Below are 25,576 nucleotides of genomic sequence, written 5' to 3'. Positions count from 1 at the left end.
AGCGTCCTTAAAAATGGTGAACCGCCGCGTGGGGCGGTACGGTGAATTCAATGGTTTTGTGGTCGAGCGGTTTATGCGTCGGGTCGGCCAGAATAATCGTCACCTTGTGTTTACCGGCGGGCAGACCCACCAGGATCACCGGCTCGCCGCTGGCGTCAGCCCAGTGCCACGGCGCGTCATCCACCACCACGTGAATGTGGCCTATGCGCGGGGTGACCCTGAGCGCCTCGGGGCCGAACACCGGCTCGATGCGCAGGTTTTCGGCACGGTACTGAATAAACACCGCGCCTTTGCTCAGCGGCCCGGCAAGGGGCGGATCGACAATCAGCTTTGCAGGGGGCTGCGGGTGTGCCAGCGGCGCGACGGCGGCGGGGCCGTTAACATCCGCGGCGCTCAGGTTGTCCAGGGGCGCGGCCCAGGAGCCGGTTGCCGACGCGAGGGCCAGCAGGGGGAACAGCAGGTATCGACGCATCATCGGTGTCTCTCCTCATCGGTTCTGAATGATGTCAGACACAGATAACCGTATTTATGTATCGGAGAGATTTGCCGGAGGCGCCGTTTTGTACCCGTCTGTCAGCGTGGCGCGCTGGATACAGTGCGATACCGTTTGCCTGCCGGGAAGACGGACAATGGCAATCGCCAGCGTCTGGACAGAATTTTGAGGAGAGGGATCGCCGGCGTTATTCGGTTATTGCAACACCATCTGAGGAACTAGCGTTCTGGCGCGTCGACGGTCAGGCTGGTTTGCTGTGACTGGATTTTGTCCTGATGGTGATACCAGGCGCCAATGGAGGAGTACACAAAGCGGCCAAAGAAAAACAGAAAGCTGATGAGCAGTATGATGCGGGTCATTCGGGTGTTAAATCGATGTCGTTTTCGCATACGCGTAGCCTGACTCACTTTCTTTTCCTGAGTATACCCTTCCGGGCGATGCGGCTATTAAGGCACAACCGCACGAAGGGGTCAATTCGATGAAGTGTAAAATACCGTCAATGCTTACATTAATATATGTTATTAAAAACAACGCATTTATTTATCGCATTGATAACTACAGGAAAAATAATTAAAAAAAACGTAAGAAAGATTTAATCAGATAAAATTGTTTGATTTAAGTCAACGGGATTGCGTCGTTGATATTTAAAATCCCTCCTCCACTGTGCTTGCCAGGAATTTTCCGGGCGACGTGTACGTCAGGTTGGATGCCTGTCTTCACTTACCCTCTGGAGCGAAAGGGTTGTAAACGAGCATCTATGAAAATTCACCACATCCTGAAGCAGAATAAAAACCGCTGGTGGGCGCTTCCTCTTATTTTACCCGTGGCGTTACTCCCGGTGCTCAGCGTGGTGAATACCCTAACGCAGCTGGGCGACGGTATCGTTGCGCTCTACTATTTACCCCTCTCTTTTTTGCTGACGCTGATGCTGTTTTTTGGCCTGGAAGCCATTCCGGGCGTTCTGGTGTCGCTGTTTATCCGCTATTACCCGGCCGTTGGGCTCTATGAAACCGTGGCCGGCATTCTTCATTTTATCGTCCCCCTGGTGCTCAGCTGGGGCGGCTACCGCGTGTTTGCTCCCCGACGTAATATGACCGCTTACGGTGACGTGCGCCTCATGGGGCAGCGCATGTTCTGGCAGGTTTTCTGCCCGGCAACGCTGTTTCTGGCGCTGTTTCAGTTTGCGGTATATCTCGGCGTTTATGAGAGCCGCCAGAGCCTCGCGGGGTTAAACCCCTTTAATATCCGAACCCTCATTAACTATCAGGCGCTGCTGGTGAGCGGGCTGACGGGGGTACCGCTCAGCTATCTGCTGATCCGCCTGATTCGCCATCCGCGCTATATCAAAGCGCTACTGTCACAGCTCCGCGCGCAAATAGACAAAAAGGTAACGGTTGTTGAGTTTGTGGTGTGGTTTATCGCCCTCGGCGGGCTGCTGGGCATGCTGCTCCTGCCCATGAATATCAACAGCTCTATTTTCAGCACTAACTATACGCTGTCCCTGCTGATGCCCGTGATGCTCTGGGGGGCGATGCGCTTCGGCTATAAGCTGATGTCGATTATCTGGACGCCGGTTTTGCTGGTGTCGATACACTATTTTTATCACTACATTCCGCTGAATCAGGGCTATGACATCCAGCTGGCCATTACCTCCTCCAGCTATCTGGTCTTTTCCTTCGTCGTGATTTACATGGCGATGCTGGCAACACGCCAGCGGAGCATCAACATTCGTTCCCGCAGACAGGCATTCCTCGATCCGATATTGCATATGCCCAACCTGCGGTCGCTGTCGCGTGAGCTTGCCGCGAATCCGTGGTCGGCGCTCTGTTTGCTGCGCGTGCCTGAACTGGAAGTGCTGGGGCGCAATTACGGGGTTTTGCTGCGGATCCAGTACAAACAGCAGCTGGCGCAATGGATAAACGGCACGCTTCAGCCCAACGAGCGGGTCTACCATCTCACCGGCTTTGACATGGCGGTGCGCCTGAATGCGGAGTCCCACCAACAGCGCATCGAGGCGCTGGACGAGCACATTAAGCAGTTCCGTTTTGTCTGGGATGGGATGCCGGTGCAGCCGCAGGTTGGCGTGAGCTACTGCTACGTGCGCTCGCCGGTTAATCACCTCTACCTGGTGCTGGGCGAACTGGGCCTGGTTGCCGATCTCTCACTTTCAACCAACCACCCGGAAAACCTTCAGCAGCGCGGCGCTGTTCATTTGCAGCGTAGCCTGAAAGATAAGGTGGCGATGATGAGCCGTCTGCAGGCGACGCTGGAGCAGAACGCCTTTACCCTGCTGGTTCAGCCCGTCCGGGGGCTGCGGGGCGATCGTTACCACGAGGTACTGCTGCGGATGCGCGATGATAACGGCGCGCTGATTTTCCCCGAGCAGTTCCTGCCCGTCGCGCAGGAGTTTGGCTTATCCTCGCGCGTCGATTTATGGGTGCTGGAGCGTACGCTGCGTTTCCTGGCGGAGCACCGACAGCGGCTGCCGGGCCAGCGCTTTGCCATCAATCTCGCACCGTCTACCGTCTACCGGTCGCAGTTTCCGCTTGAGGTGAATCGCCTGCTGGCTAAATACGCCATTGAAGCGTGGCAGCTGATCTTTGAAGTGACCGAAAGCAGCACCCTGGGCCGTACGGACCTGGCCGCCCCCACGCTCAGGCAGTTACAAAAGATGGGCATACGCATCGCAATTGATGATTTTGGCACCGGCTACGCCAGCTATGCGCGGCTGAAAAGCGTGGATGCCGACATCCTCAAAATAGACGGCGGCTTTATCCGCAATATTGTCAGCAACAGCCTGGACTACCAGATTGTGGCCTCGATTTGCCATCTGGCCCGGATGAAGAAAATGCTGGTGGTGGCGGAATGCGTGGAAACAGAAGAGATACGTAGCGCGGTGCACGCGCTAGGTATCGATTACGTTCAGGGCTATCTGATAGGCATGCCGGTTGAGCTGGAAACGCTGGCCGAAGCGCAGCCTCAGGAGAGCGCCTGAGGCGTTACGCCGCAACCTCGGCGCTCTCTTCTTCGATCTTCAACAGCCAGCCGGTGACCGCTTCCCAGTACTGCTGTTCTTTTTCCAGATCCAGCAGGACCAGCGCGTTCTGGCTAAACCAGTCGTGCGGGAAGCTCAGCGTCCAGTGATGGTCGTCCGTTTTCAGCTTCAGCGTCGGCGGGGTGGTGGTGGCCTGTCGCTGGTTGTTGAGCAATACGCCCAGGCGCAGCAGCTGAATTAAAGGCAGGAACTGCTTTTTCTTGAACAGCGTAAAGCGCGGCAGATCGTCGAGCTTGATCGCCTTGCGGTGATAGCGCACCAGCGTGGCCATCATGGTCTGCTGCTCCTGGTTAAAGCCCGGCAGATCGCTGTTTTGCAGGATATAGGCCGAATGGCGATGCATCCCGCTGTGGTTGATGTTCAGCCCCACCTCGTGCAGCATCGCGGCCCATTTCAGCAGTGCGGCAAGCTGGGGGTGGGCAAGCTTCGGATTCTGCTCTTCCCACTGCTCGTACATCTGAACCGTGGTCTCCAGCACGCGCTTCGCCTGCTCGCGGTCGATGTTGTACTGGTTCGCCAGGCTCTGCGCGGTACGGCTGCGAATGTCCTGATGGCGGAAGCGTCCTTCCATCTCGTACAGCACGCCTTCACGCAGGGCGCCGTCAGAGAGGCGCAGCTCTTTGATCGCCAGGGCGTCAAACACGCCGCAGAGGATTGCCAGCCCCGGCACGAATACCGCTTTACGCTCGTCCGACAGGCCCGGCAGGCTCAGGGCATCAAAGCTCTTATGCTTAAGCACCTCTTCGGTAAGCTTCACCAGGCGCTCAGGAGTAATAAACCCGTCTTTTTCACCCATTGCCAGCAGCACTTCGTGGGCGGCTTTAATCGAACCCGAAGCCCCCAGCGCCACGTTCCAGCCCTGAATACGATACTGCCAGGCCAGATTTTCCAGTTTCTGAACCGCGGCCATGCGCGCGCGCTGGAAGTTTTCACGAGTAATTACGCCCCCCGGGAAATACATCTGCGCGAAGCTGACGCAGCCCATACGGCGGCTCTCCACCAGACGCGGCTCGAAGTCTTCGCCAATCACCAGCTCCGTTGAGCCACCGCCGATATCAATCACCAGCTTGCGGCCCTTTTCCGGCTGGGTGTGCTCAACGCCCATAAAAATCAGGCGCGCTTCCTCGTTCCCGGAGATGATCTCAATCGGGTAGGGGATAACCTTTTCCGCGCGCTTGAGAAATTCCGGCGCGTTCAGCGCCTGGCGCAGCGTATGCGTCCCGACGATGCAGACGCTGGAGGGCGAAAAGCCCTGAAGACGTTCTGCGAACAGCGACAGGCAGTTCAGGCCGCGCTCCATTGCCTCTTCGCTCAGCATATTACGCGCGTCCAGACCGTCGGCCAGATGCACGCGCTGCTTCAGGCGACCGATGATCTGCATCGCGCCATCCACCACGCGGGCGATGACCATGTGAAAACTGTTTGAGCCAAGATCGACCGCGGCGAACTCCTGCGGGCGTGGGGTGTTATCGTTTATTGGCATAGGTTAATCGGGTTGCTCAAGTGATTTGATATAATCGTAAATCGCCAGTTGCGACCGCACTTTACGGCGATTGCCGCGCGGTACATAGCGGTTACTGAGTTCTTTGTCGATATAGCGTGCTTTCACCGTATCGCTGAACAGGATCTCGATAATGTCGAGGATCCGCTGCTTCAGGCGTGGGTCCAGCAGCGGCGCCGCCACTTCAATACGGTAATCAATATTACGCGTCATCCAGTCGGCGGATGAGAGGTAAACGCGCTTATCGCCGGCGTTATCAAAAATATAGACGCGATCGTGTTCAAGATAGCGATCCACAATGCTGATCACGCGAATATTATCGCTGATCCCTTCCAGTTCCGGAATGAGTGAACACATGCCGCGAATAAGCAGGTTTACCGGAACGCCGGAGCTGGAGGCCGCGTACAGGCGGTCCACCAGGCCTTTGTCCACCAGGTTATTGAGCTTCAGCGTAATGCCGGACGACAGGCCGTTCTGCGCATTGGCGATCTCTTTGTCGATCATATCGTACAGCAGGCGGCGCGAGTTCTGCGGTGAAACCAGCAGATAGTCGAAGCTAACCGGGCGGTACGGGTTCTCAATGAAGTTGAACACCCGACGCACTTCGTTGGTGATGCGCGCATCGGCAGTCAGCAGCGAGTAGTCGGTGTAAATACGCGCCGTTTTCTCGTTAAAGTTACCGGTACCGATATGGGCGTAACGCACCACGTCGTCGCCCTCTTTACGGGAGATCAGGAACAGCTTGGCGTGAATTTTCAGCCCCGGCGCGGAGAAGATGACGTGCACACCCGCTTCCGTCAGGCGGCGCGCCCAGTGGATGTTGGCTTCTTCGTCGAAACGCGCCTGGAGTTCAACCACAACGGTGACTTTTTTGCCGTTGTGCGCCGCGTGGATCATCGCGTCGATGATGCGGGAATCTTTCGCCACGCGATAGATGTTGATTTTAATCGCCAGCACGTTCGGGTCGAACGACGCCTGCCGCAGCAGTTCCAGCACGTGTTCAAAGGTGTGGTACGGATAGTAGAGCAGCACATCGCGCTCGCGGATGGCGTCGAACCCGTTGCGGAACTTATCGAACCAGATATGGCGCAGCCGCGGCAGCGGTTTGTTTACCAGATTGGCTTTGCCGACGTTCGGGAAGCCGATGAAATCTTTAAAGTTGTGGTAACGCCCGCCGGGAATAATGGAGTCGTAGCGGGAGATGGTCAGCTTGTCGCGCAGCATTTCGACCATCGCATCCGGCATATCGCGCTGATAGACAAAGCGCACCGGCTCTGCCGTGAGGCGCTGCTTAAGGCTGGAGGACATCAGCTCCATCAGGCTGGCTTCCATCTCATGAACCAGATCGTACTCGGCGTCGCGGGTCATCTTCATCGAGTAGGCGTTTAGCGCGTCGTAATCGAAGAAGCCTTTGAAGATATCGTCCAGGCAGTAGCGCAGGATGTTATCAAGCAAAATCATCGGCTTGCGTCTGCGCGGGGTTTCCGGCGGCAGGTTCACAAAGCGCGGGACTTTATCAGACGGTATCTCCAGCAGCGCGTAGCTAATATTCTCACCGCGAATGATTTCCACGGCCAGATAGGTGTAATCATCCTTCAGGAACTGCACCAGATCGGTTTCACGGTTGATCAGAATCGGGGTGATGTGCTGGCGCAGATAATGTTTGAAATAGTGGCGCAGCCAGTTTTGCTGGTTCGCGGAAAGCTGGCGTTCGTTAATCAGGAAGATTTGGTTACGCGCCATTTCCAGCAGCAGCTCGTTATAGAGGCCATCAAATTCCTGATCGGCTTTCATTACGCGAGACTGGATTTTGCCCAGCAGGTGGCGCGAATGCGAGTTTAAGCCCTGTTCTTCGCTGATGATGATTCTGCGCTTCAGTTCAGCAAAACGAACCTTATAGAATTCATCCAGATTGTTGGAATAGATGCCTAAAAAGCGCATACGCTCAATCAGCGGGTTGCTTTTATCGGCCGCTTCCTGAAGTACACGTTCGTTGAATGCTAACCAGCTTAGCTCTTTCTCGATATATAACTTTTCCTGACCCATTACAGCTCACACTCCAGTTCAATCACAGGACGTGGTAAATCCGTCTCGTCCTTATTATGGCGAGCATTTCCACGATATGTCCAACAGTGCCAGAAAAGTATGACAGTTATTTTTTTTGTTGGGGATTTTAGAGGGTTGGAGAAGGGGATATCGGGTAATGCCGCGTGCAGGTCGGGTGAGCGCGGCACCACCCGACACGATAAACTACTCTTCGGCCGCATAGCCCTGCGGGGGCAGCTTAACGCCGTCCAGCCAGGCTGCACCGTCGCGCATTGCCAGACGCCCGTCGACAAACCAGCTTACCACCAGCGGGTAAATGGCGTGTTCCTGCGTCTGCACGCGTTCGGTTACGTCATCTTCGCTGTCGCCCTCGAAGACCGGCACTTTCGCCTGCAAAATAACCGGACCACCGTCCAGCTCGTCGGTGACGAAATGCACGGAGGTGCCATGCTCCTCGTCGCCGTTCTCCAGAACCTGACGATGGGTGTACAGGCCGGGATATTTTGGCAGCAGGGAAGGGTGGATATTGAGCAGACGACCGGCGTAGCGTTCAACGAACGCCGGGCTCAGGATACGCATGTACCCGGCCAGCACCACCACGTCGGGCGCGTAGGCGTCAATCTCCTGCATCAGCTCGCGGTCAAATGCCTCGCGGCCGGCAAACTGGCTGGCTTCCAGCGCGTGCGCCGGGATATTCGCTTCCCGCGCACGCTCAAGGCCGAACGCATCGGCCTTGTTGCTGAATACTGCCCGAATGGTGCCATTGATTTTCTTCTGCCTGCAGGCGTCGATAATTGCCTGCAAATTGCTTCCGTTACCGGAAATGAGCACCACGATGTTTTTCATTCAATGACCACACGCTGTTCGGAATCGGAGGCTTTAATCGTACCGATTTTCCACGCGTTTTCACCTTTTTCAGTCAGCAGCTTAACCGCTTTATCCGCTTCGCTGGCCGGCAGGGCGATAACCATGCCCACGCCGCAGTTAAAGGTGCGGTACATTTCGTGAGAGCTTACGTTGCCTGCGGTTTGCAGCCAGTTAAAGACGGACGGCCACTGCCATGAAGATTCGTCGATTACCGCCTGGGTATTGTCCGGCAGCACGCGCGGAATGTTTTCCCAGAAGCCGCCGCCGGTCAGGTGGGCGATAGCGTGAACGTCAACGTTCGCGATCAGGTCCAGCACGTTTTTCACGTAGATGCGGGTCGGGGCCAGCAGGTGATCGGCCAGCGGTTTGCCGTCCAGCTCGGTGGTCAGCGGGTCACAGCCGCTCACTTCGAGGATTTTACGCACCAGGGAATAGCCGTTGGAGTGCGGACCGCTGGAGGCCAGCGCAACCAGCACATCGCCGTCGGCCACTTTGCTGCCGTCGATAATTTCTGATTTTTCTACCACGCCGACGCAGAAGCCCGCGACGTCATAATCTTCACCGTGATACATGCCCGGCATTTCAGCGGTTTCACCGCCGACCAGCGCACAGCCTGACTGCAGGCAGCCTTCGGCGATGCCGCTAATCACGCTGGCTGCGGTATCCACGTCCAGTTTGCCGGTCGCGTAGTAATCCAGGAAGAACAGCGGCTCGGCGCCCTGTACCACCAGGTCGTTGACGCACATTGCCACCAGATCGATACCGATCGTGTCGTGACGCTTAAGATCCATCGCCAGGCGCAGTTTAGTACCCACACCATCCGTACCCGAGACCAGCACAGGTTCACGATATTTTTGCGGCAGCGCGCACAGTGCGCCGAATCCACCCAGGCCACCCATCACTTCCGGGCGGCGGGTTTTTTTCACCACACCTTTGATTCGGTCAACCAGCGCATTACCTGCGTCAATATCAACACCGGCATCTTTGTAGCTGAGAGAAGTTTTGTTGGTCACGGCTTAAATCCCCACGCGATTGCATAGCTAGTAAGAAAAATCGGCGCAATTCTAACAGTCCAGGCAAACGTTTGCGAGCCTATTCTCGGCGCGGGGATCTTTTTTTCACTCTCGCCCGTGCGGGCCGACAAACATGACTCTGTTCACGAAAATGAAACCGGTTTCGGCGAACTGCTTGCAACCGTTATCCCCTTTGCACATCATCGAAATGAAACCGGTTTCTGTAACTGTTTTTGCAGAAAATAACGCAGAATGAGGGAAAGCGAATGTCAGGATTTAAAGCAGGTTTTCTGTGGGGTGGTGCCGTTGCGGCGCATCAGCTTGAAGGCGGCTGGAAAGAGGGCGGCAAGGGCGTGAGCGTTGCCGACGTCATGACGGCGGGGGCCCACGGGGTGCCGCGTGAAATCACCAACGGCGTGCTGGAGGGGAAAAATTACCCTAACCACGAAGCCATCGACTTCTACCACCGCTATAAAGAAGACGTCAAACTCTTTGCCGAGATGGGGTTCAAATGCTTCCGCACCTCTATCGCCTGGACGCGTATCTTCCCGAAAGGCGACGAGCTGGAGCCGAACGAAGCGGGCCTCAAATTCTATGACGATCTGTTCGACGAGTGCCTGAAGCACGGTATCGAACCGGTGATCACGCTTTCCCACTTCGAGATGCCTTTCCACCTGGTGACGGAATACGGCGGCTGGCGCAACCGTAAGCTTATCGACTTCTTTGTCCGCTTCGCGACGGTCGTTTTTGAGCGCTACCAGCATAAGGTGAAGTACTGGATGACCTTTAACGAGATCAACAACCAGGCCAACTTCCACGAGGACTTCGCGCCGTTTACCAATTCCGGGCTGAAATACGCACCGGGTGAAGATCGCGAGCCGGTCATGTTCCAGGCGGCGCACTATGAGCTGGTGGCCAGCGCCCTGGCGGTGAAGGCGGGGCGCGAGATCAACCCGTCGCTGCAAATCGGCTGCATGATTGCCATGTGTCCAATCTATCCGCTGACCTGCGCCCCGGACGACATGATGATGGCGATGAACGCCATGCATCGCCGCTACTGGTTCACAGACGTCCACGTGCGCGGCAAATATCCGCAGCACCTGCTGAACTACTTTGAACGTCGCGGCTTCGCGCTGGACATCACCGAAGATGATAAAGCAGCGCTGGCCCAGGGCTGCGTGGACTACATCGGCTTCAGCTATTACATGTCCTTCGCCACCAAAGCGACGGCGGATAATCCGGAGCTGGATTACGACGAGAGCAAGAGCCTGGTTTCCAACCCGTACGTGCAGAAATCCGACTGGGGCTGGCAGATCGATCCGGTTGGGCTGCGCTACTCCCTCAACTGGTTCTGGGATCACTACCAGCTGCCGCTGTTCATCGTTGAGAACGGCTTTGGCGCGATTGACGTGCAGGAGAGCGACGGCACGGTGAACGACCAGTACCGCATTGATTATCTCTCCGCGCACATCCGCGAGATGAAAAAAGCGGTGGTGGAAGATGGCGTGGATCTGATGGGTTACACCCCGTGGGGCTGTATCGATCTCGTTTCTGCCGGCACCGGTGAAATGAAGAAACGCTACGGCTTTATCTTTGTTGATAAAGATAACGAAGGGAACGGCACGCTGAACCGCAGCAGGAAGAAGTCGTTTGACTGGTACAAGCGGGTGATTGCCAGCAACGGGGAACAGCTATAATTGCCGGGTGGCGCTGCGCTTGCCGGGCCTGCGGGGTTTCCAGGCCGGAGAAGCGTTAGCGCCACCCGGCAGAACCTCGCACCGAAGCCGGAGCCTTGTCTCCGGTTTTTTTATGCGTTAATCATTTTGATTGATATACGTCAAGCAAGATGGGTATGGCGCAATCCGAAAAAAGCGGTATAATCCCGCGATTTTTTTGCGGATGCCACCTCAGAGGAGAAAGAGAATGAAGATTGTGGAAGTGAAACACCCACTCGTTAAACACAAGTTGGGCCTGATGCGTGAGCATGACATCAGCACGAAGCGTTTTCGCGAACTGGCTTCTGAAGTGGGCAGCCTCCTGACCTACGAAGCAACCTCCGATCTGGAAACGGAAAAAGTGACCATCGAAGGCTGGAACGGCCCGGTACAGGTTGAGCAGATCAAAGGTAAAAAAATTACCGTTGTGCCGATCCTCCGTGCGGGTCTGGGCATGATGGAAGGCGTGCTGGAGCACGTGCCAAGCGCGCGTATCAGCGTGGTAGGTATCTATCGTGACGAAGAGACCCTTGAGCCAGTCCCGTACTTCCAGAAGCTGGTTTCCAACATCGACGAGCGTATGGCGCTGGTGGTTGACCCGATGCTGGCGACCGGTGGTTCCATGATCGCCACCATCGACCTGCTGAAAAAAGCAGGATGCAGCAGCATCAAGGTGCTGGTACTGGTCGCGGCGCCGGAAGGTATCGCGGCGCTGGAAAAAGCGCACCCGGACGTTGAACTCTATACCGCGTCCGTCGACCAGGGGCTGAACGAGCACGGGTACATCATCCCGGGGCTTGGCGATGCCGGCGATAAGATTTTTGGTACTAAATAATCGAATAACGATAAAGAAGCCGACTTTGATAGTCGGCTTTTTTTTGAATAAAAACCCATAACAATGACACTCAGAGGAAAACACTATGACGCGCCGTGCTATCGGGGTGAGTGAAAGACCGCCGCTTTTACAGACAATCCCGCTTAGTTTGCAGCACCTGTTCGCCATGTTTGGCGCAACCGTGCTGGTGCCAATCCTGTTTCACATTAACCCGGCTACCGTGCTGCTGTTCAACGGCATCGGAACGCTGCTTTACCTCTTCATCTGTAAAGGCAAAATCCCGGCATATCTCGGGTCGAGCTTTGCCTTTATCTCCCCGGTACTGCTGCTGTTACCGCTGGGTTATGAGGTCGCCCTGGGCGGCTTTATCATGTGTGGGGTGCTGTTCTGCCTGGTGTCCTTCATTGTGAAGAAAGCGGGTACCGGCTGGCTGGACGTGATGTTCCCGCCTGCGGCGATGGGCGCAATCGTTGCCGTCATCGGCCTGGAGCTGGCGGGCGTGGCGGCGAACATGGCCGGCCTGCTGCCGGCGGACGGTCAGTCGCCTGACACCAAAACCATCATCATCTCGCTGGTGACGCTCGGCGTGACGGTGTTTGGTTCCGTGCTGTTCCGCGGCTTTATGGCAATTATCCCGATCCTGATCGGCGTGCTGGCGGGCTATGCGCTCTCCTTCGTAATGGGCGTTGTGGATACCACCCCCATTGCCGAGGCGCACTGGTTCGCGCTGCCAACCTTCTATACCCCGCGCTTCGAATGGTTTGCTATCTTCACCATTCTGCCTGCCGCGCTGGTGGTGATTGCCGAGCACGTCGGCCACCTGGTGGTGACCGCGAACATCGTTAAGCGCGATCTGATCCGCGACCCGGGCCTGCACCGCTCCATGTTTGCGAACGGTTTTTCCACCATTATCTCCGGTTTCTTCGGCTCCACGCCAAACACCACGTACGGTGAGAACATCGGCGTGATGGCAATTACCCGCGTTTACAGCACCTGGGTTATCGGCGGCGCGGCGATCATCGCCATTCTGCTCTCCTGCGTCGGCAAGCTGGCGGCGGCGATCCAGATCATCCCCGTCCCGGTGATGGGCGGCGTGTCTCTTCTGCTGTACGGGGTGATCGGTGCCTCCGGTATTCGCGTGCTGATTGAATCCAAAGTGGATTACAGCAAGGCGCAAAACCTGATCCTGACCTCCGTTATCCTGATTATCGGCGTGAGCGGCGCCAAGGTGCACATCGGCGCGGCCGAGCTGAAGGGCATGGCGCTGGCGACCATCGTGGGCGTCGGCCTGAGCCTGATTTTCAAGCTGATCTCGGTGATCCGCCCGGAAGAGGTGGTGCTGGACGCTGACGAAAGCGAAAAAGCGCCACGCTGATCGTAAAGCCGGGCGACGGATCGCCCGGTTCTCTCCTTGCAGGTTCCGTGTTAAACTCCATTCCGATTTTATGTAAGATCTCTGGTTGAGGTATTTCTGAACGGACCGGCACAGCTCTCTCTGCCACTTTATCTCCCTGACGACGAAACTTTTGCAAGTTTCTGGCCGGGTGATAACCCCTCTTTACTGGCTGCACTGCAAAACGTGCTGCGCCAGGAACACAGCGGATACATCTATATCTGGTCACGCGAGGGCGCGGGGCGCAGCCATCTGCTGCATGCGGCCTGTGCTGAACTCTCCGCGCGCGGTGACGCGGTAGGCTACGTGCCGCTGGATAAACGTACCTGGTTTGTGCCTGAGGTGCTCGAGGGCATGGAGCATCTCTCCCTGGTCTGCATCGATAATATCGAATGCGTGGCGGGGGACGAGCCGTGGGAAATGGCGATCTTTAACCTCTACAACCGTATTCTGGAGTCGGGCAAAACCCGGCTGCTGATCACCGGGGATCGCCCTCCGCGCCAGCTTAATCTTGGGCTGCCGGATCTGGCGTCTCGCCTTGACTGGGGGCAAATCTACAAGCTCCAGCCGCTGTCGGATGAAGACAAGCTTCAGGCGCTTCAGCTGCGCGCAAGGCTGCGCGGCTTCGAGCTGCCGGAAGACGTAGGGCGTTTCCTGCTGAAGCGGCTGGATCGCGAAATGCGCACGCTGTTCGATACGCTCGATCAGCTCGATCGCGCCTCCATTACCGCCCAGCGCAAGCTGACTATTCCTTTTGTGAAAGATATTCTCAAGCTCTAGCTGCGCCGGGCCTGAGCTCTTCCATCAGGTGCTCCACCAGTAGCGGAATCGGCCTTCCCGACGCCACGCTTCGTCCGTTCTCACGCCACAGCGCCGTTCCGCTGATGTCCAGATGCGCCCACGGGATCGTCGGCGGACAGAAATGGTGCAGCAGCCACGCCGCCGAGGCGCTGATTGCCGCATTGTTGGGGGGCGTATTGCACAGGTCGGCAATGGCGCTGTCGGTCTGCTTTTTCAGCCGCGCATCCAGCGGCAGCGACCATACCTCGTCACCGCTTCGTTTTCCCGCCTGCGTCAGCGCCTCGCGCAGCGGCTCGTCCTGCGTCATCAGCCCGCTCAGCTCATACCCCAGCGCCTTCACGACCGCGCCCGTTAAGGTTGCCATATCAATGATATAGCGCGCCTGTGGGTGCTTCCGGCTGGCCCAGGCAATGGCGTCCGCCAGCACCAGCCTGCCTTCGGCATCGGTATTGTTGATTTCAACGGTGGTGCCGTTGCAGGCCGTCGCCACCGTGCCGGGCTGCATGGCGTCCGGGCCGATGGCGTTTTCTGCCAGCGCCAGCACCCCCATGATGCGGACCGGCAGGCCCAGTTCAGCAACGCTCAGCATTAACCCAAGCACGTTTGCCGCGCCGCACATGTCATATTTCATGGTGTACATGCCTGCGCCTTCCTTCAGCCACAGGCCGCCGGTATCAAAGGTAATGCCTTTTCCCACATAGCAACGCACCGGGCCGTCGTTCGCACCATCATAATGAATAGCAAGCAGACGCGGCGGGCAGGTCGCCCCTTTGCCAACGGCGTGCAGCAGCCCAAGGCCCTGCTCAACGATATCCTTTTCGTTCAGCACCTCGCAGCGCAGGGCAGGGAAGGCGGCGCAGCGTTTTTGCGCTTCCTCTACCATATGCTGCGGCGTGCAGCGGTCGGACGGGGTATCCGCCAGACGCCGCGCCGCGACCATGCCGCGGGCGATGGCCTGCTGCTGGCGGAAGAACGTCTCAAGCCTCGCCTGCTGCTCCGGCACGCAGAGGGCGGTGATGCGCGTAATGCGCGCTGCCGAAGGGTCCGTTTGCTTCAGCCCCAGGTCGCTAAGCCTGTGCGCCTGATTAAAGAGAAAGCGCAGCACCTGCGCCAGCACCACCTCATCAATATCCGTTACGTCCAGCACGATGTCGGCGCTGGCCGGCGCGGCAACCAGCGGCCGCAGCGCGGTGAGTAACCCTTCGGTCAGGGCGTCATGCCAGAGCGCGTCCGGCAGCAGGGTGATGCGGGCAAAGGGCGCGCAGCCAAAGCGCGCGTCCGCAATGCTGTGCTGCTGGCGCATTTCAGCGAGAAGCGCGCTGTCCGGTAAATGGGCGCTGGAAGCGGGCGCAATCAGGTGGCCCTGCGGCGCTGCGTCTGCAAGCGCGGTGATAAACTGATAAGCGATCATCATGACTCCTCAATGGGCGCGCGGATGCGTGCGGCATAGGCCTGCATCCACGCCTCGTCCACGGCGTGATAGTGGGTTTTCTCCCGCAGGCGCTCGGTACGAAAAACCGTAAGAGGCTGGTGGGCCGTTGCGACCACAAACGAAAAGGTTTTGATGTTCGTCGCGGCACCGAATTCGCCCCGGTTATTCATGCACACCACGGAGAGATCGCCAACCCGGCCAAAGCGCGACATCAGCTTGTCCTCCAGTTCGAACACCACCGAATCCGCCGCCTGCTGCGGCGTCATGCCCTGCGCCATCCGGCGCACGATTTCATAGCTGGTGCAGCCTTTCATCAGATCTTCACCGACGCCCGTCGCGGTCGCCGCGCCGGTTTCGCTGTCGCAGTAAAAGCCGGAGCCGACGATCGGCGAGTCGCCGAGGCGACCGCGTTTTTTCATAAACAGGCCGCTGGTGGAGGTCGCTACGCTCATGGAGCCCTGCATATCCAGACCGATAATGCCGACGGTGTCGTGCCCGTCGTACGGGCTCAGGCCTTTGTCCAGCGTCTCCCGGCAGCGCTTGCGGTAGTGCTGCATGGCGCGGTCGGTGAGCATGGTTTTGTCGCTAAAGCCCTGGCTCAGCGCCCATTCGCGCGCGCCCTGGCCAACCAGCAGGCTGTTGTAGCGCTGGCGGCTGAGCGCATGGGCCACGCGCACCGGGTTGGCAATATCCACCAGATTCCCTACGGCGCCGAACGCCAGCGTGTCGCCGTCCATGTACGCCGCATCCAGCTCCACCTCGCCGTTCTCGGTGGGCAGCCCGCCGTAGCCGACGGATTTATACAGCGGGAAGTCCTCCACGGCGGCGACGGCGTCAACCACCGACGCAGCGGCCGGTTTTCCCGCCGCCAGGGCAGAAGCAGACTCCGTTACCCCTTCAAGCGCCATTCGCCAGGTTGCGATAATTCCCCACATGCTTTACTCCTGTTTTGCAAGGGTGGTGTCGGTTTGCGCCACCGTGGACAGCTCCGCGGCGCGGTACTGTTTATCCACGATACGCATGAAGGGCAGGTACAGCATGGCGCCAATCAGCAGGTTGATCAGCTGCATCACGCTGCCGCTCAGGTGCCCGGTGACGATAAATCCGCTGATGACCGGCGGCAGCGTCCAGGGAATAAATACCCCGGTGGTGACGGCAACCGCGCCGATTTTCATCGCCGCGTACTGCACGGTGACCAGCACCAGCGGCACCAGGTTGAACGGAATGAGCATGATGGGGTTCATGATCACCGGCAGGCCGAACAGTATCGGTTCGTTGATGTTAAACACCGATGCTCCTGCGCCGAGGCGGGCCACTTCGCGCATGTTTTTACTGCGGGCAAAAATCAGCATCGCGATCACCAGCGACAGCGTGGCCCCGGCGCCCCCCATCCAGATCATGTCGAAGAACTGCTCCGTGATAATGTGCGGCGGCGTCGTTCCCGCCTGAATCGCGGCAATGTTATCGGTCTGGTTCTCCATCCACAGCGGGCGAATAATGCCGTTGATCATCGAGCCGGAGTTAATGCCCACCGACCACAGAATGGTGATGCTGAAGACCGTCATCAGCGCGCCAAAATAGGAGGTGCCATAGTGACGTACCGGCGTTGCAACCACGTCATAAATAAACTGGTGGATGGTGTTGTAGTGGGTATTTTCAAACAGGATGCGGATCGCCAGCACCAGAATCATCACCAGCAGGGCCGGGATCAGCGCCGCGAAGGACTCCTGCACCGCCGGAGGTACCCCGTCCGGCATCTTAATAACCAGCTTTTTGCGCTTCAGCCAGCAGAACAGTTCCGTCCACAGCAGGGAGCCGATCATCGCCACGAACAGCCCCTTACTGCCAATCCACTCTACCGGCATGACGGTAATACCGCCGTTTTCCGCCACCCTGATGAAGGGCGTCAGGATCAAAAATGCGACAAGCGCGAGGATGCCGCATGAGATGCGGTCTTCGCCATAATGTTCCGCCAGGCGGTAGGCGACCAGAAAGCTGATAAACAGCGACATGGTCGAGAACACCGCGTTGAACGGGATCTCAATAATTGCACTCCAGCTCTCACCAAAGGCCTGAGACATAAACTGCTGGTAGGCCTGGTTCGGGAATGAGGAGATCACCAGCAGAATGGAGCCGACGATGATAAACGGCATGAATGAAACGTAGGCGCCGCGAATGGCCCCGAGATGACGCTGCTGGGCGGTCTTCGCCGCCAGCGGCATCAGTTTTGCTTCAAGAAATCCCAGAACATTGTTCATTGTGAACTCCGTACAAGATTGAGAGGTGCTGTTTATGTTATGTCTGTGGATTATCAGTGAAGCGCGGCGAGCGAAAGGTGAAATCGGTCACAAAGCATTCGCTGGTGCACTATAAATCTCACAAGGTTGGTTTCGGAGATCTTCGCGATGGAAATTAAGCTGCACGCCAATGCCACCACCACGCCGCGCATCCGCCGCTATCTGCAAAGCTCGGATAAAAGCGACAGAGAGCTGGCCGTCGAGCTGGGTATTTCAGTCACGACCGTCAGGCGCTGGCGCAACCGCGAGCAGGTTTCGGACAACCACACCACGCCAAAGGTGATACACAAGGCGCTGAGACAGGAGCAGGTTTCGCTGGTAAACGCCCTGCGGGATATTACCGGCGCACCGCTGGATGAACTGCTGATGATGGTCAATGACGGGCTCGGGATCGCCGTTTCCCGCGCCACCCTGAATCGCTACCTCAAACCGGCCTCTGCCAGGCAAAAGGGCGCGTCGCTGCAGGGTAAAAAGGCGCTGAAGGCAGGCATCGTGCCGCAAAAGCTGCTGCTGTGGCACCAGCCGCTGTCGCTGCATATGGACGACGGCGGGGAGCAACATCTGCTCTGGGCGCGTGAACCCGTCAGCGGCTGGTGCTATGCCCGGCTTTATGCGGGCGTTTCCCCGCAGCTGCTAACCCACTGGGTAAACGCGGCGCTGGCTGCCTGTCCGGCTGATATTCATTGTGTTGAGACTTTTGGGCTGGAAGTGAAGCTGCCGGAGCGTAGCGTCACCGTAAGAGTGCATTCACGGTACAATCTCGCCGTTCAGGTCGCTGTGCCGCTACGCGAAATCATTCCGCGCGTGAATAGTGAACCCGCGGCGGAGCTGCTGATCCAGCTGTGCGAGTTTTATAACCGGGGAAAAGCGCAGAAAAAACTGGGAGAGAGTACGCCGCAGGCGTTTCTGGAAGCGCTGCGGCGTAACGATTAGACGATTTCGAGCACGTCTTCCGGCGGCCTGCCGATACGCGCCTTGCCGTTCGCAACCACAATCGGGCGCTCAATCAGCTTTGGATTCTCGACCATGGCCTGGATGAGCCGATCTTCGGTGAGATGCGGGTCGTTCAGGTTGAGCGTCCTGTACAGATCCTCTTTCTGACGCATCAGCTCGCGCGCGCTGCCCATATCAAGCATCTTAAGCAGCTGGCGGATCGTCTGCGCGTCCGGCGGCGTCTCCAGATACAGCACCACCTCGGGGTCGACGCCGTTAGACTTCAGCAGGCTGAGGGTATCGCGGCTCTTGGAGCAGCGAGGGTTATGGTAAATTTTTACCGCGTCTGTCATGACTTCTCCTTTAATTACATCTTCTCGTACGGCTTAAAGCGCAGCTGAAGTGCGCGCAGCTGGTCGATTCGCGCATCGTAGCGGGCCTGCTGCAGGCTGCCGAGCTTCACCTGCGAACTGGCGCTGCTTAACAGAGAGATGGCCTGATCGAGCCGTCCCGCCAGCGCCAGGCCTTCCGCACGCGCGGCCAGCTCCTGATCGCGGTTACCCAGTTGCCCCTGCGCCTGGGCGAGCAGCTCCCAGCCGTTCTGGTCATCTTTATTGTTAAAGGTGTAGCGGTTCAGAATGGTCACCGCCTCGCCGGGCTTGCCGCCCTGCAGGTACGCGTTCGCCAGGTTAAGCTGCAGTACCGGGTTATTGCGAATGTCTTTCGCCCCTTTCAGGCGATTAATCGCATCGTTTGCTTTTTTCTGCCCCAGATCGATATCGGTGGCGAGGTCGAGGTACCACGGGTTATTTGGCTCCGACGCCAGCAGCGGCTGTAGCGCTTTACGCGCTTCATCGTATTTGCTGGCCTCCATCGCCTGGAGCGCCTGACCGTATTGCGCCGCGTTTTTCTCGCGGACGTTGCCTTTTGCCAGCGTATCCAGCAGATCGCTGGTGAGCTGGTTACGCCCGGAGTTGTACATGCCGAGCGTTCTCACTTTTGCCATGTAGAAGTCCTGCGATGACTGCACGACTACCGGACGCATCTGGTTGGCGCGGTTACGCGCATCCGAAAGTCGGCTTTCCGGCAGCGGGTGGGTCAGCAGAATTTCCGGAGGACGCGACGAGTAGCGCGCCTGATCGAGCAGCTTTTCCAGGAAGCTCGGCATGGCCTGCGGATCAAAGCCCGAACGCTGCAATACCTGAATGCCGATGCGGTCTGCCTCCTGCTCGTTCTGTTGGGTAAAGCTGATCATCCCCTGACGCGTACCCGCCAGCGTCCCGGTCAGCGCCGCCATCCCGGCCTGCGGGCTGGCCATGGCCAGCAGAATGGAGCCCAGCGCGCCAACCCAGGTCAGCGGGGCGTTACGCTTCTGGTCTTCCATCGCACGCGCCAGGTGGCGCTGGGTGACGTGTGAAATTTCGTGCGCCATGACCGACGCCAGCTGGCTTTCGTTATCGGAATAGCGGAATAACGCCGAATGCAGCACCACGTTTCCGCCAAAGAAGGCGAAGGCGTTGATCTCGTCGTTATTGATTAAAAAGAAGTGGAAGGGGGTTTTTACCGAATCCGCGTGCGCCACCAGACGCATCCCCAGACCGTTGATGTACTGCACCAGCAAAGGATCGTTGATCAGCGGAGCACTGCCGCGCAGCTGGCGTACGTAATAATCCCCCATCTGCATCTCCTGCCCGATGGAGAGCGTGCTTCCTGCCGTGGTGCCCATGTCCGGCAATGAATCGGACGAGTCAGCGAAAGCGGGCAACACCTGACCCACCGTCACTGCGGCAATCAGTGTCGCAACCAGTGTTTTTCTCAACTGCCTGAACATAACCACTGTCCTGTATTTTGGATGTGCTAATTTGACCGATGAACCCGCATAACGTTCATCTCCGCTGCTCTGCGAGTGTAGCCGTGTTAGGAGATGAAGAAAATCCCATTCATCAGGGTTTTGCGAAACCTGACAGTGATACAAAAAGGAAAGTCTTTTTTGTGACAGTTAGATACAATTCGTCCCTCACTCCCGCTATTCGATTCAGGGAAGGGTTGTATGCTCGAAATGTTAATGCAGTGGTACCGGCGTCGGTTCAGTGACCCGGAAGCCATTGCTTTGCTGGTCATTCTGGTTGCCGGGTTCGGTATCCTTTTCTTCTTTAGTGGCCTGCTGGCTCCGCTGCTGGTGTCGCTTGTCCTGGCGTATCTGCTGGAGTGGCCAACGGCGCGTCTGGAACATATCGGCTGTTCCCGCCGCTGGGCCACCAGCATCGTGCTGGTGCTGTTTGTCGGTATTCTGCTGTTAATGTCCTTCGTGGTTATGCCTATCGCCTGGCAGCAGGGGATTTACCTGATCCGCGACATGCCCGGCATGCTGAATAAGCTGTCTGACTTTGCCGCCACGCTGCCGCGCCGCTACCCTGCGCTGATGGACGCCGGGATCATCGACGCGATGGCCGAAAATATGCGCGCCCGCATCATGACCATGGGCGACTCGGTGGTGAAATACTCTCTGGCCTCGCTGGTGGGGCTGCTGACCCTGGCCGTTTATCTGGTCCTCGTGCCGTTAATGGTCTTCTTCCTGGTGAAGGATAAAGAGCAGATGCTGAACGCGGTGCGCCGGGTGCTGCCGCGCAATCGTGGCCTGGCAGGGCAGGTCTGGCAGGAGATGAACCAGCAGATCACCAACTACATTCGCGGCAAAGTGCTGGAGATGATAGTGGTGGGCGTAGCGACCTGGATTGGCTTCCTGATCTTCGGCCTGAATTACTCGCTGCTGCTGGCGGTGCTGGTCGGATTTTCGGTTCTGATCCCGTACATCGGCGCGTTTGTGGTGACCATTCCGGTGGTGGGCGTTGCGCTGTTCCAGTTTGGCCTGGGCACGGAATTCTGGAGCTGTTTCGCCGTATACCTGATTATTCAGGGGCTGGACGGTAACCTGCTGGTGCCGGTGCTGTTCTCCGAGGCGGTGAACCTGCATCCGCTGGTGATTATCTTATCGGTGGTCATTTTCGGCGGGCTGTGGGGCTTCTGGGGCGTGTTTTTCGCTATTCCGCTGGCGACGCTTATCAAGGCGGTAGTTCACGCGTGGCCGGATGTGCCGGCGGTGGAAGAGAAGTAGGCTTAGTGCAGCCTGATGCCCCTCTCTCGCGGGGGGGAGGGGGCAAACGCAAAAAACGGCAACCAGGGTTGCCGTTTTGCTGTTTATCAGGCGCTTTGTTTGATCCAGTTCAACACCACGTCGTGGTGATTGCTGGTTTTGAAATCATCAAACACGTGTTCAACTTTACCGTCAGCGTCAATCAGGAAGCTGATGCGGTGAATACCGTCGTAGGTTTTGCCCATAAAGGACTTCTCGCCCCAGACGCCAAACTGCTCGCAGACCTGGTGGTCTTCATCGGAAAGCAGCGTGAAGTTCAGCAGCTCTTTTTCCGCAAAGCGTGACAGCTTCTCTGGCTTATCGGTGCTGATGCCCAGCACTTCTACACCGGCTTTTTTCAACTCATCCATGTTGTCGCGTAATCCGCAGGCCTGTACGGTACAGCCCGGGGTCATGGCTTTCGGGTAGAAATAGACCAGAACACGCTGTCCCTGGAAGTCGGTCAAATTTACTTGCTCACCGTCTTGATCCGGCAAGCTAAATTTCGGTGCGAGATCACCGGCTTTCAGTGGGTTCATTACTCAACTCCATCCTGTTCGTGCTGCGAATAATTGACGACGCTTATACTGCCCTGCGCGTGTAATTCTGTACAGAGGGCTTTGAACGCCTGCTCGATATTTGACGCATCCTGCGAGGCAGGGCTGTGCGCGGTAATTTGAATAAACAGCGTCGGGATTGCGTTTTCATCACCCGGCTGCGTGCGGGAAACCAGTTCGGCAATGTTCATCTGATGGCTGTCAAACAGCGCCGTAAAACGTTCAATCAGATGGGGTGAATCAGGCACTTCAACCTGCACCCAGACCGTAGCAGGCAGAGCCGGACGCGGGCGCGCGGTGGTGCGCTTCATCACAATCAGTAAATCCAGCTCTGCGCCTTTCAGCGGCAGGGTAGATTCGATAAGGGTAATGGCATTCCATGTCCCGGAAAGCAGCATAATGAACGTGAACTCTTCGCCAAGCATAGCCAGACGGCTGTCTTCGATATTGCAGCCGCAGCTGCTCACGTGACGAGTGATGGTGTTCACGATACCCGGCCTGTCAGCACCCAGCGCAGTGATAACCAGGTAATGTTGTGATGAGGTTGTCAAACCTGTTCTTCCTTTGCGTGGTTAAGTCTTCCTAAGGAAAGCATAAAAAAAACATGCATACAACCGCCCGAGCGCCTCAGGTCGCTTGCTTTTATTACAGTTCCAAACGTAACATTGAGACTCTTGTTCGCACAGAGGATGGCCCATGTTCACGGGAAGTATTGTCGCGCTTGTTACACCGATGGATGAAAAAGGTAATGTCTGCCGGTCAAGCATGAAGAAGCTGATTGATTATCATGTCGCCAATGGAACCTCGGCGATCGTTTCGGTAGGGACTACCGGTGAATCCGCAACGCTGAGCCACGACGAGCACGGCGACGTTGTGATGCTGACCCTGGAGCTGGCTGACGGACGTATTCCGGTCATCGCGGGTACCGGCGCAAACGCAACGGCTGAGGCGATTAGCCTGACTCAACGTTTTAACGACAGCGGCATTGTTGGCTGTCTGACGGTCACGCCTTACTACAACCGTCCTACGCAGGAAGGGTTGTTCCAGCATTTCAAAGCCATCGCAGAACATACTGACCTGCCACAAATTCTGTATAATGTGCCGTCCCGTACCGGTTGCGATATGCTGCCGGAAACCGTTGGCCGTCTCTCGAAAGTAAAAAATATTATCGGGATTAAAGAGGCGACAGGGAACTTAAGCCGCGTTCATCAGATCAAAGAGCTGGTTTCAGACGACTTTATCCTGTTGAGCGGTGATGATGCGTCCGCGCTGGACTTTATGCAGCTCGGTGGTAACGGCGTGATTTCCGTGACGGCGAACGTTGCGGCGCGCGATATGGCTGACATGTGCAAGCTGGCCGCAGCCGGTCACTTTGATGAAGCTCGCGTGATTAATCAGCGTCTGATGCCGTTGCACAATAAATTATTTGTCGAACCCAATCCGATCCCAGTGAAATGGGCATGTAAGGAGTTGGGGCTTGTAGCAACCGACACGCTGCGTCTGCCAATGACACCGATTACCGACCACGGTCGTGAAATCGTCGCTGGCGCGCTGAAGCATGCCGGTTTGCTGTAAAGTTTAGGGAGATTTGATGGCTTATTCAGTACAGAAGTCGCGCCTGGCGAAGGTTGCGGGTGTTTCGCTTGTTATGCTCCTCGCTGCCTGTAGTTCAGACTCGCGCTACAAGCGCCAGGTGAGCGGTGATGAATCCTATCTGGATTCGCCGCCGCTTGCTGAACTTCACGCGCCTGCCGGCATGATCCTGCCGATTCAGAACGGTGATTACAATATTCCGGTCACTAACGGCAGCGGTCTGGTAGGGAAAGCGCTTGATATTCGTCCGCCAGCTCAGCCTCTGGCGCTGGTGAGCGGTGCGCGCACCCAGTTTACGGGTGACACCGCCTCTCTGCTGGTGGAAAGCGCACGCGGCACCACGCTGTGGCCGCAGGTGGTGAGCGTGATCCAGTCGAAAAATTACGCGATTGATAAACGCGACGACGCCAGCCAGACGTTAACCACCGACTGGATTGAGTGGAACCGTCTCGATGAAGATCAGCAGTATCGCGGTCGTTATCAAGTCTCCGTTAAGCCGCAGGGTTATCAGCAGGCGGTTACCGTTAAGCTGTTGAATCTTGAGCAGGCGGGTAAACCGGTTGCCGATCCGGCCGCCATGCAGCGCTACAGCACCGAAATGCTGAACGTGATTGCGGCGGGTCTCGATAAAAATGCCACCGACGCCGCGAACGCCGCGCAGAACCGTAACGGCTCAACGTTTGACGTGCAGAGCGGTGCGGATGATACCGGTCTGCCAATGCTGGTGGTACGCGCGCCGTTTAACCAGACCTGGCAGCGTCTGCCAGCCACGCTGGAAAAAGTGGGCATGAAGGTGACCGACAGCACCCGTTCAACGGGCAGCATCACAGCGACCTATAAGCCGCTGTCTGAGAGCGCCTGGCAGGAACTGGGCGCGCGCGATCCGCAGCTGCCTTCCGGCGATTATAAAATCCAGGTCGGCGACCTCGATAACCGCAGCAGCCTGCAGTTTATCGATCCGAAAGGACACACGCTGACCCAGGCGCAGAACGACGCGCTGGTCGCTGCCTTCCAGGCCGCATTCAGCAAATAAAAGCGAGGGCTGGTGAATCCAGCCCTTTTTATTTTCGTGCCACGCAAACGTGTGCGTGGCATAATATGCCCAGTTTTGAATACAAATCATCACACCAGGAGTAATGAAGATGCAGAAGCAAGCTGAGTTGTATCGTGGCAAAGCGAAAACCGTATACAGCACGGAAAACCCGGATCTGTTGGTGCTCGAGTTCCGCAATGATACGTCAGCAGGAGACGGCGCGCGCATTGAGCAGTTCGATCGTAAAGGCATGGTGAACAACAAGTTCAACCACTTCATTATGACCAAACTGGCCGAAGCCGGTATCCCGACTCAGATGGAAGCGTTGCTGTCCGATACGGAATGTCTGGTAAAAAAACTGGATATGGTGCCGGTTGAGTGCGTTGTCCGTAACCGTGCCGCAGGCTCCCTGGTGAAGCGTCTGGGCATTGAAGAGGGTATCGAACTGAATCCGCCGCTGTTCGACCTGTTCCTGAAAAACGATGCCATGCACGACCCGATGGTTAACGAATCCTACTGCGAAACCTTCGGCTGGGTGAGCAAAGAGAACCTGGCGCGTATGCAGGAGCTGACCTACAAAGCGAACGACGTGCTGAAAAAGCTGTTTGATGACGCGGGCCTGATCCTGGTCGACTTCAAGCTGGAGTTCGGTCTGTACAAAGGTGAAGTGGTGCTCGGTGACGAGTTCTCACCGGACGGCAGCCGCCTGTGGGACAAAGAGACGCTGGATAAGATGGACAAAGACCGTTTCCGTCAGAGCCTGGGCGGCGTGGTAGAAGCGTACGAAGCGGTTGCTCACCGTTTAGGCGTTAAGCTCGACTAATCTCCTCATTTGCCAAAGGATGTTTGCATCCTTTGGCGTCTTATCCTTGTTTACTA

23 protein-coding genes are annotated in these 25,576 nt (G+C 57.1%); 10 read left to right on the top strand and 13 right to left on the bottom strand.

Annotated elements, in window-relative coordinates; translation table 11 throughout:
• Positions 1–7 precede the first annotated feature (7 nt).
• Both OWK27_RS06385 and OWK27_RS06380 read right to left on the bottom strand, forming a co-directional pair.
• A complete protein-coding gene (locus tag OWK27_RS06385; RefSeq protein ID WP_148420693.1) occupies positions 8–475 on the bottom strand; it encodes a DUF6130 family protein in 468 nt (155 codons plus the stop codon).
• A 236-nt stretch (positions 476–711) separates the two neighbouring features.
• A complete protein-coding gene (locus OWK27_RS06380) occupies positions 712–882 on the bottom strand; it encodes a YfgG family protein (protein WP_176609775.1) in 171 nt (56 codons plus the stop codon).
• Positions 883–1,250: 368 nt separating this feature from the next.
• On the opposite strand from OWK27_RS06380, the gene OWK27_RS06375 reads away from it, so the two are divergent.
• Positions 1,251–3,488 carry an EAL domain-containing protein gene (locus tag OWK27_RS06375; protein WP_267590043.1) on the top strand — a complete coding sequence of 746 codons (2,238 nt, stop codon included), beginning with the start codon at positions 1,251–1,253 and terminating at the stop codon, positions 3,486–3,488.
• 4 nt (positions 3,489–3,492) lie between these two features.
• Here the strand turns inward: OWK27_RS06375 and ppx are convergent, their stop codons facing one another.
• The 4 genes from ppx to purM all read right to left on the bottom strand — a co-directional run bounded on the left by ppx (position 3,493) and on the right by purM (position 8,975).
• Positions 3,493–5,031 (bottom strand): exopolyphosphatase, encoded by a 1,539-nt coding sequence (gene ppx / locus OWK27_RS06370; RefSeq protein ID WP_193356047.1) that lies wholly within the window; start codon positions 5,029–5,031, stop codon positions 3,493–3,495.
• 3 nt (positions 5,032–5,034) lie between these two features.
• Positions 5,035–7,095, bottom strand: a complete 2,061-nt coding sequence (gene ppk1, locus OWK27_RS06365) for a polyphosphate kinase 1 (RefSeq protein ID WP_148420696.1) — start codon at positions 7,093–7,095, stop codon at positions 5,035–5,037.
• A 204-nt stretch (positions 7,096–7,299) separates the two neighbouring features.
• The gene (gene purN / locus OWK27_RS06360; protein ID WP_242171698.1) at positions 7,300–7,941 is read right to left on the bottom strand and encodes a phosphoribosylglycinamide formyltransferase; all 642 of its coding nucleotides are present in this window, start codon (positions 7,939–7,941) and stop codon (positions 7,300–7,302) included.
• Positions 7,938–8,975 carry a phosphoribosylformylglycinamidine cyclo-ligase gene (gene purM / locus OWK27_RS06355; protein WP_242171708.1) on the bottom strand — a complete coding sequence of 346 codons (1,038 nt, stop codon included), beginning with the start codon at positions 8,973–8,975 and terminating at the stop codon, positions 7,938–7,940. Before purM ends, purN begins: the two co-directional genes overlap by 4 nt.
• A gap of 266 nt (positions 8,976–9,241) precedes the next feature.
• Between purM and OWK27_RS06350 the strand changes: the two genes are divergently transcribed.
• From OWK27_RS06350 to OWK27_RS06335, 4 genes are all read left to right on the top strand, one after another.
• The gene (locus tag OWK27_RS06350; RefSeq protein ID WP_267590042.1) at positions 9,242–10,672 is read left to right on the top strand and encodes a 6-phospho-beta-glucosidase; all 1,431 of its coding nucleotides are present in this window, start codon (positions 9,242–9,244) and stop codon (positions 10,670–10,672) included.
• Between the two features lie 226 nt (positions 10,673–10,898).
• Positions 10,899–11,525 carry a uracil phosphoribosyltransferase gene (gene upp / locus OWK27_RS06345; RefSeq protein ID WP_040074548.1) on the top strand — a complete coding sequence of 209 codons (627 nt, stop codon included), beginning with the start codon at positions 10,899–10,901 and terminating at the stop codon, positions 11,523–11,525.
• A gap of 85 nt (positions 11,526–11,610) precedes the next feature.
• Positions 11,611–12,900 carry a uracil permease gene (gene uraA / locus OWK27_RS06340; protein ID WP_148420700.1) on the top strand — a complete coding sequence of 430 codons (1,290 nt, stop codon included), beginning with the start codon at positions 11,611–11,613 and terminating at the stop codon, positions 12,898–12,900.
• A gap of 96 nt (positions 12,901–12,996) precedes the next feature.
• Positions 12,997–13,698, top strand: coding sequence for a DnaA inactivator Hda (locus OWK27_RS06335; RefSeq protein WP_211482948.1), 702 nt, complete (start codon positions 12,997–12,999; stop codon positions 13,696–13,698).
• On the opposite strand, the gene OWK27_RS06330 is transcribed toward OWK27_RS06335, so the two are convergent.
• The 3 genes from OWK27_RS06330 to celB are packed head-to-tail and all read right to left on the bottom strand — an operon-like array spanning position 13,688 to position 17,409.
• Positions 13,688–15,130 carry a leucyl aminopeptidase family protein gene (locus tag OWK27_RS06330; RefSeq protein WP_267590085.1) on the bottom strand — a complete coding sequence of 481 codons (1,443 nt, stop codon included), beginning with the start codon at positions 15,128–15,130 and terminating at the stop codon, positions 13,688–13,690. The two genes, OWK27_RS06335 and OWK27_RS06330, sit on opposite strands and share 11 nt — an antisense overlap.
• Positions 15,130–16,086, bottom strand: coding sequence for a N(4)-(beta-N-acetylglucosaminyl)-L-asparaginase (locus OWK27_RS06325; RefSeq protein ID WP_267590041.1), 957 nt, complete (start codon positions 16,084–16,086; stop codon positions 15,130–15,132). Before OWK27_RS06325 ends, OWK27_RS06330 begins: the two co-directional genes overlap by 1 nt.
• A 3-nt stretch (positions 16,087–16,089) precedes the next feature.
• Positions 16,090–17,409, bottom strand: coding sequence for a PTS cellobiose transporter subunit IIC (gene celB / locus OWK27_RS06320; protein WP_148420702.1), 1,320 nt, complete (start codon positions 17,407–17,409; stop codon positions 16,090–16,092).
• A gap of 147 nt (positions 17,410–17,556) precedes the next feature.
• On the opposite strand from celB, the gene OWK27_RS06315 reads away from it, so the two are divergent.
• Positions 17,557–18,381, top strand: coding sequence for an XRE family transcriptional regulator (locus OWK27_RS06315; protein WP_267590040.1), 825 nt, complete (start codon positions 17,557–17,559; stop codon positions 18,379–18,381).
• On the opposite strand, the gene arsC is transcribed toward OWK27_RS06315, so the two are convergent.
• Together arsC and bepA are read right to left on the bottom strand one after the other, a co-directional pair.
• The gene (gene arsC / locus OWK27_RS06310) at positions 18,378–18,734 is read right to left on the bottom strand and encodes an arsenate reductase (glutaredoxin) (RefSeq protein WP_176609782.1); all 357 of its coding nucleotides are present in this window, start codon (positions 18,732–18,734) and stop codon (positions 18,378–18,380) included. The genes OWK27_RS06315 and arsC overlap by 4 nt on opposite strands.
• Before the next feature lie 14 nt (positions 18,735–18,748).
• Entirely contained in the window at positions 18,749–20,212 is a 1,464-nt protein-coding gene (gene bepA / locus OWK27_RS06305) for a beta-barrel assembly-enhancing protease (RefSeq protein ID WP_267590039.1), read from the bottom strand.
• 219 nt (positions 20,213–20,431) lie between these two features.
• On the opposite strand from bepA, the gene OWK27_RS06300 reads away from it, so the two are divergent.
• The gene (locus tag OWK27_RS06300; RefSeq protein ID WP_148420706.1) at positions 20,432–21,496 is read left to right on the top strand and encodes an AI-2E family transporter; all 1,065 of its coding nucleotides are present in this window, start codon (positions 20,432–20,434) and stop codon (positions 21,494–21,496) included.
• An 86-nt stretch (positions 21,497–21,582) separates the two neighbouring features.
• On the opposite strand, the gene bcp is transcribed toward OWK27_RS06300, so the two are convergent.
• Both bcp and OWK27_RS06290 read right to left on the bottom strand, forming a co-directional pair.
• Positions 21,583–22,053 carry a thioredoxin-dependent thiol peroxidase gene (gene bcp / locus OWK27_RS06295; RefSeq protein WP_148420707.1) on the bottom strand — a complete coding sequence of 157 codons (471 nt, stop codon included), beginning with the start codon at positions 22,051–22,053 and terminating at the stop codon, positions 21,583–21,585.
• Entirely contained in the window at positions 22,053–22,622 is a 570-nt protein-coding gene (locus OWK27_RS06290) for a glycine cleavage system transcriptional repressor (RefSeq protein ID WP_148420708.1), read from the bottom strand. The genes bcp and OWK27_RS06290 overlap by 1 nt, the downstream gene beginning before the upstream one ends.
• Positions 22,623–22,767: 145 nt before the next feature.
• Between OWK27_RS06290 and dapA the strand changes: the two genes are divergently transcribed.
• From dapA to purC, 3 genes are all read left to right on the top strand, one after another.
• Positions 22,768–23,646, top strand: coding sequence for a 4-hydroxy-tetrahydrodipicolinate synthase (gene dapA, locus OWK27_RS06285; RefSeq protein ID WP_193356040.1), 879 nt, complete (start codon positions 22,768–22,770; stop codon positions 23,644–23,646).
• A gap of 16 nt (positions 23,647–23,662) precedes the next feature.
• The gene (gene bamC, locus OWK27_RS06280; RefSeq protein WP_148420710.1) at positions 23,663–24,697 is read left to right on the top strand and encodes an outer membrane protein assembly factor BamC; all 1,035 of its coding nucleotides are present in this window, start codon (positions 23,663–23,665) and stop codon (positions 24,695–24,697) included.
• Positions 24,698–24,806: 109 nt separating this feature from the next.
• Positions 24,807–25,520, top strand: a complete 714-nt coding sequence (purC, locus tag OWK27_RS06275; RefSeq protein ID WP_148420711.1) for a phosphoribosylaminoimidazolesuccinocarboxamide synthase — start codon at positions 24,807–24,809, stop codon at positions 25,518–25,520.
• Positions 25,521–25,576 lie beyond the last annotated feature (56 nt).

It is taken from the genome of Enterobacter cloacae complex sp. 2022EL-00788, from assembly GCF_026627565.1.
Taxonomy (GTDB): Bacteria; Pseudomonadota; Gammaproteobacteria; order Enterobacterales; family Enterobacteriaceae; genus Enterobacter; species Enterobacter pasteurii.
The sequence above is the reverse complement of the archived record's forward strand: the minus strand, read 5'-3'. Positions and strand labels throughout refer to the sequence as shown.

What these genes read in the sequence shown, in the direction of transcription:
- upp (WP_040074548.1), top strand. Translation starts at nt 10,899, where the DNA reads ATGAAGATTGTGGAAGTGAAACACCCACTCGTTAAACACAAGTTGGGC.
- ppx (WP_193356047.1), bottom strand. Translation starts at nt 5,031, where the DNA reads ATGCCAATAAACGATAACACCCCACGCCCGCAGGAGTTCGCCGCGGTC.
- bamC (WP_148420710.1), top strand. Translation starts at nt 23,663, where the DNA reads ATGGCTTATTCAGTACAGAAGTCGCGCCTGGCGAAGGTTGCGGGTGTT.
- celB (WP_148420702.1), bottom strand. Translation starts at nt 17,409, where the DNA reads ATGAACAATGTTCTGGGATTTCTTGAAGCAAAACTGATGCCGCTGGCG.
- OWK27_RS06330 (WP_267590085.1), bottom strand. Translation starts at nt 15,130, where the DNA reads ATGATCGCTTATCAGTTTATCACCGCGCTTGCAGACGCAGCGCCGCAG.
- OWK27_RS06350 (WP_267590042.1), top strand. Translation starts at nt 9,242, where the DNA reads ATGTCAGGATTTAAAGCAGGTTTTCTGTGGGGTGGTGCCGTTGCGGCG.
- OWK27_RS06380 (WP_176609775.1), bottom strand. Translation starts at nt 882, where the DNA reads ATGCGAAAACGACATCGATTTAACACCCGAATGACCCGCATCATACTG.
- OWK27_RS06375 (WP_267590043.1), top strand. Translation starts at nt 1,251, where the DNA reads ATGAAAATTCACCACATCCTGAAGCAGAATAAAAACCGCTGGTGGGCG.
- dapA (WP_193356040.1), top strand. Translation starts at nt 22,768, where the DNA reads ATGTTCACGGGAAGTATTGTCGCGCTTGTTACACCGATGGATGAAAAA.
- OWK27_RS06300 (WP_148420706.1), top strand. Translation starts at nt 20,432, where the DNA reads ATGCTCGAAATGTTAATGCAGTGGTACCGGCGTCGGTTCAGTGACCCG.
- purC (WP_148420711.1), top strand. Translation starts at nt 24,807, where the DNA reads ATGCAGAAGCAAGCTGAGTTGTATCGTGGCAAAGCGAAAACCGTATAC.
- uraA (WP_148420700.1), top strand. Translation starts at nt 11,611, where the DNA reads ATGACGCGCCGTGCTATCGGGGTGAGTGAAAGACCGCCGCTTTTACAG.
- arsC (WP_176609782.1), bottom strand. Translation starts at nt 18,734, where the DNA reads ATGACAGACGCGGTAAAAATTTACCATAACCCTCGCTGCTCCAAGAGC.
- OWK27_RS06385 (WP_148420693.1), bottom strand. Translation starts at nt 475, where the DNA reads ATGATGCGTCGATACCTGCTGTTCCCCCTGCTGGCCCTCGCGTCGGCA.
- purN (WP_242171698.1), bottom strand. Translation starts at nt 7,941, where the DNA reads ATGAAAAACATCGTGGTGCTCATTTCCGGTAACGGAAGCAATTTGCAG.
- ppk1 (WP_148420696.1), bottom strand. Translation starts at nt 7,095, where the DNA reads ATGGGTCAGGAAAAGTTATATATCGAGAAAGAGCTAAGCTGGTTAGCA.
- OWK27_RS06325 (WP_267590041.1), bottom strand. Translation starts at nt 16,086, where the DNA reads ATGTGGGGAATTATCGCAACCTGGCGAATGGCGCTTGAAGGGGTAACG.
- OWK27_RS06315 (WP_267590040.1), top strand. Translation starts at nt 17,557, where the DNA reads ATGGAAATTAAGCTGCACGCCAATGCCACCACCACGCCGCGCATCCGC.
- bepA (WP_267590039.1), bottom strand. Translation starts at nt 20,212, where the DNA reads ATGTTCAGGCAGTTGAGAAAAACACTGGTTGCGACACTGATTGCCGCA.
- bcp (WP_148420707.1), bottom strand. Translation starts at nt 22,053, where the DNA reads ATGAACCCACTGAAAGCCGGTGATCTCGCACCGAAATTTAGCTTGCCG.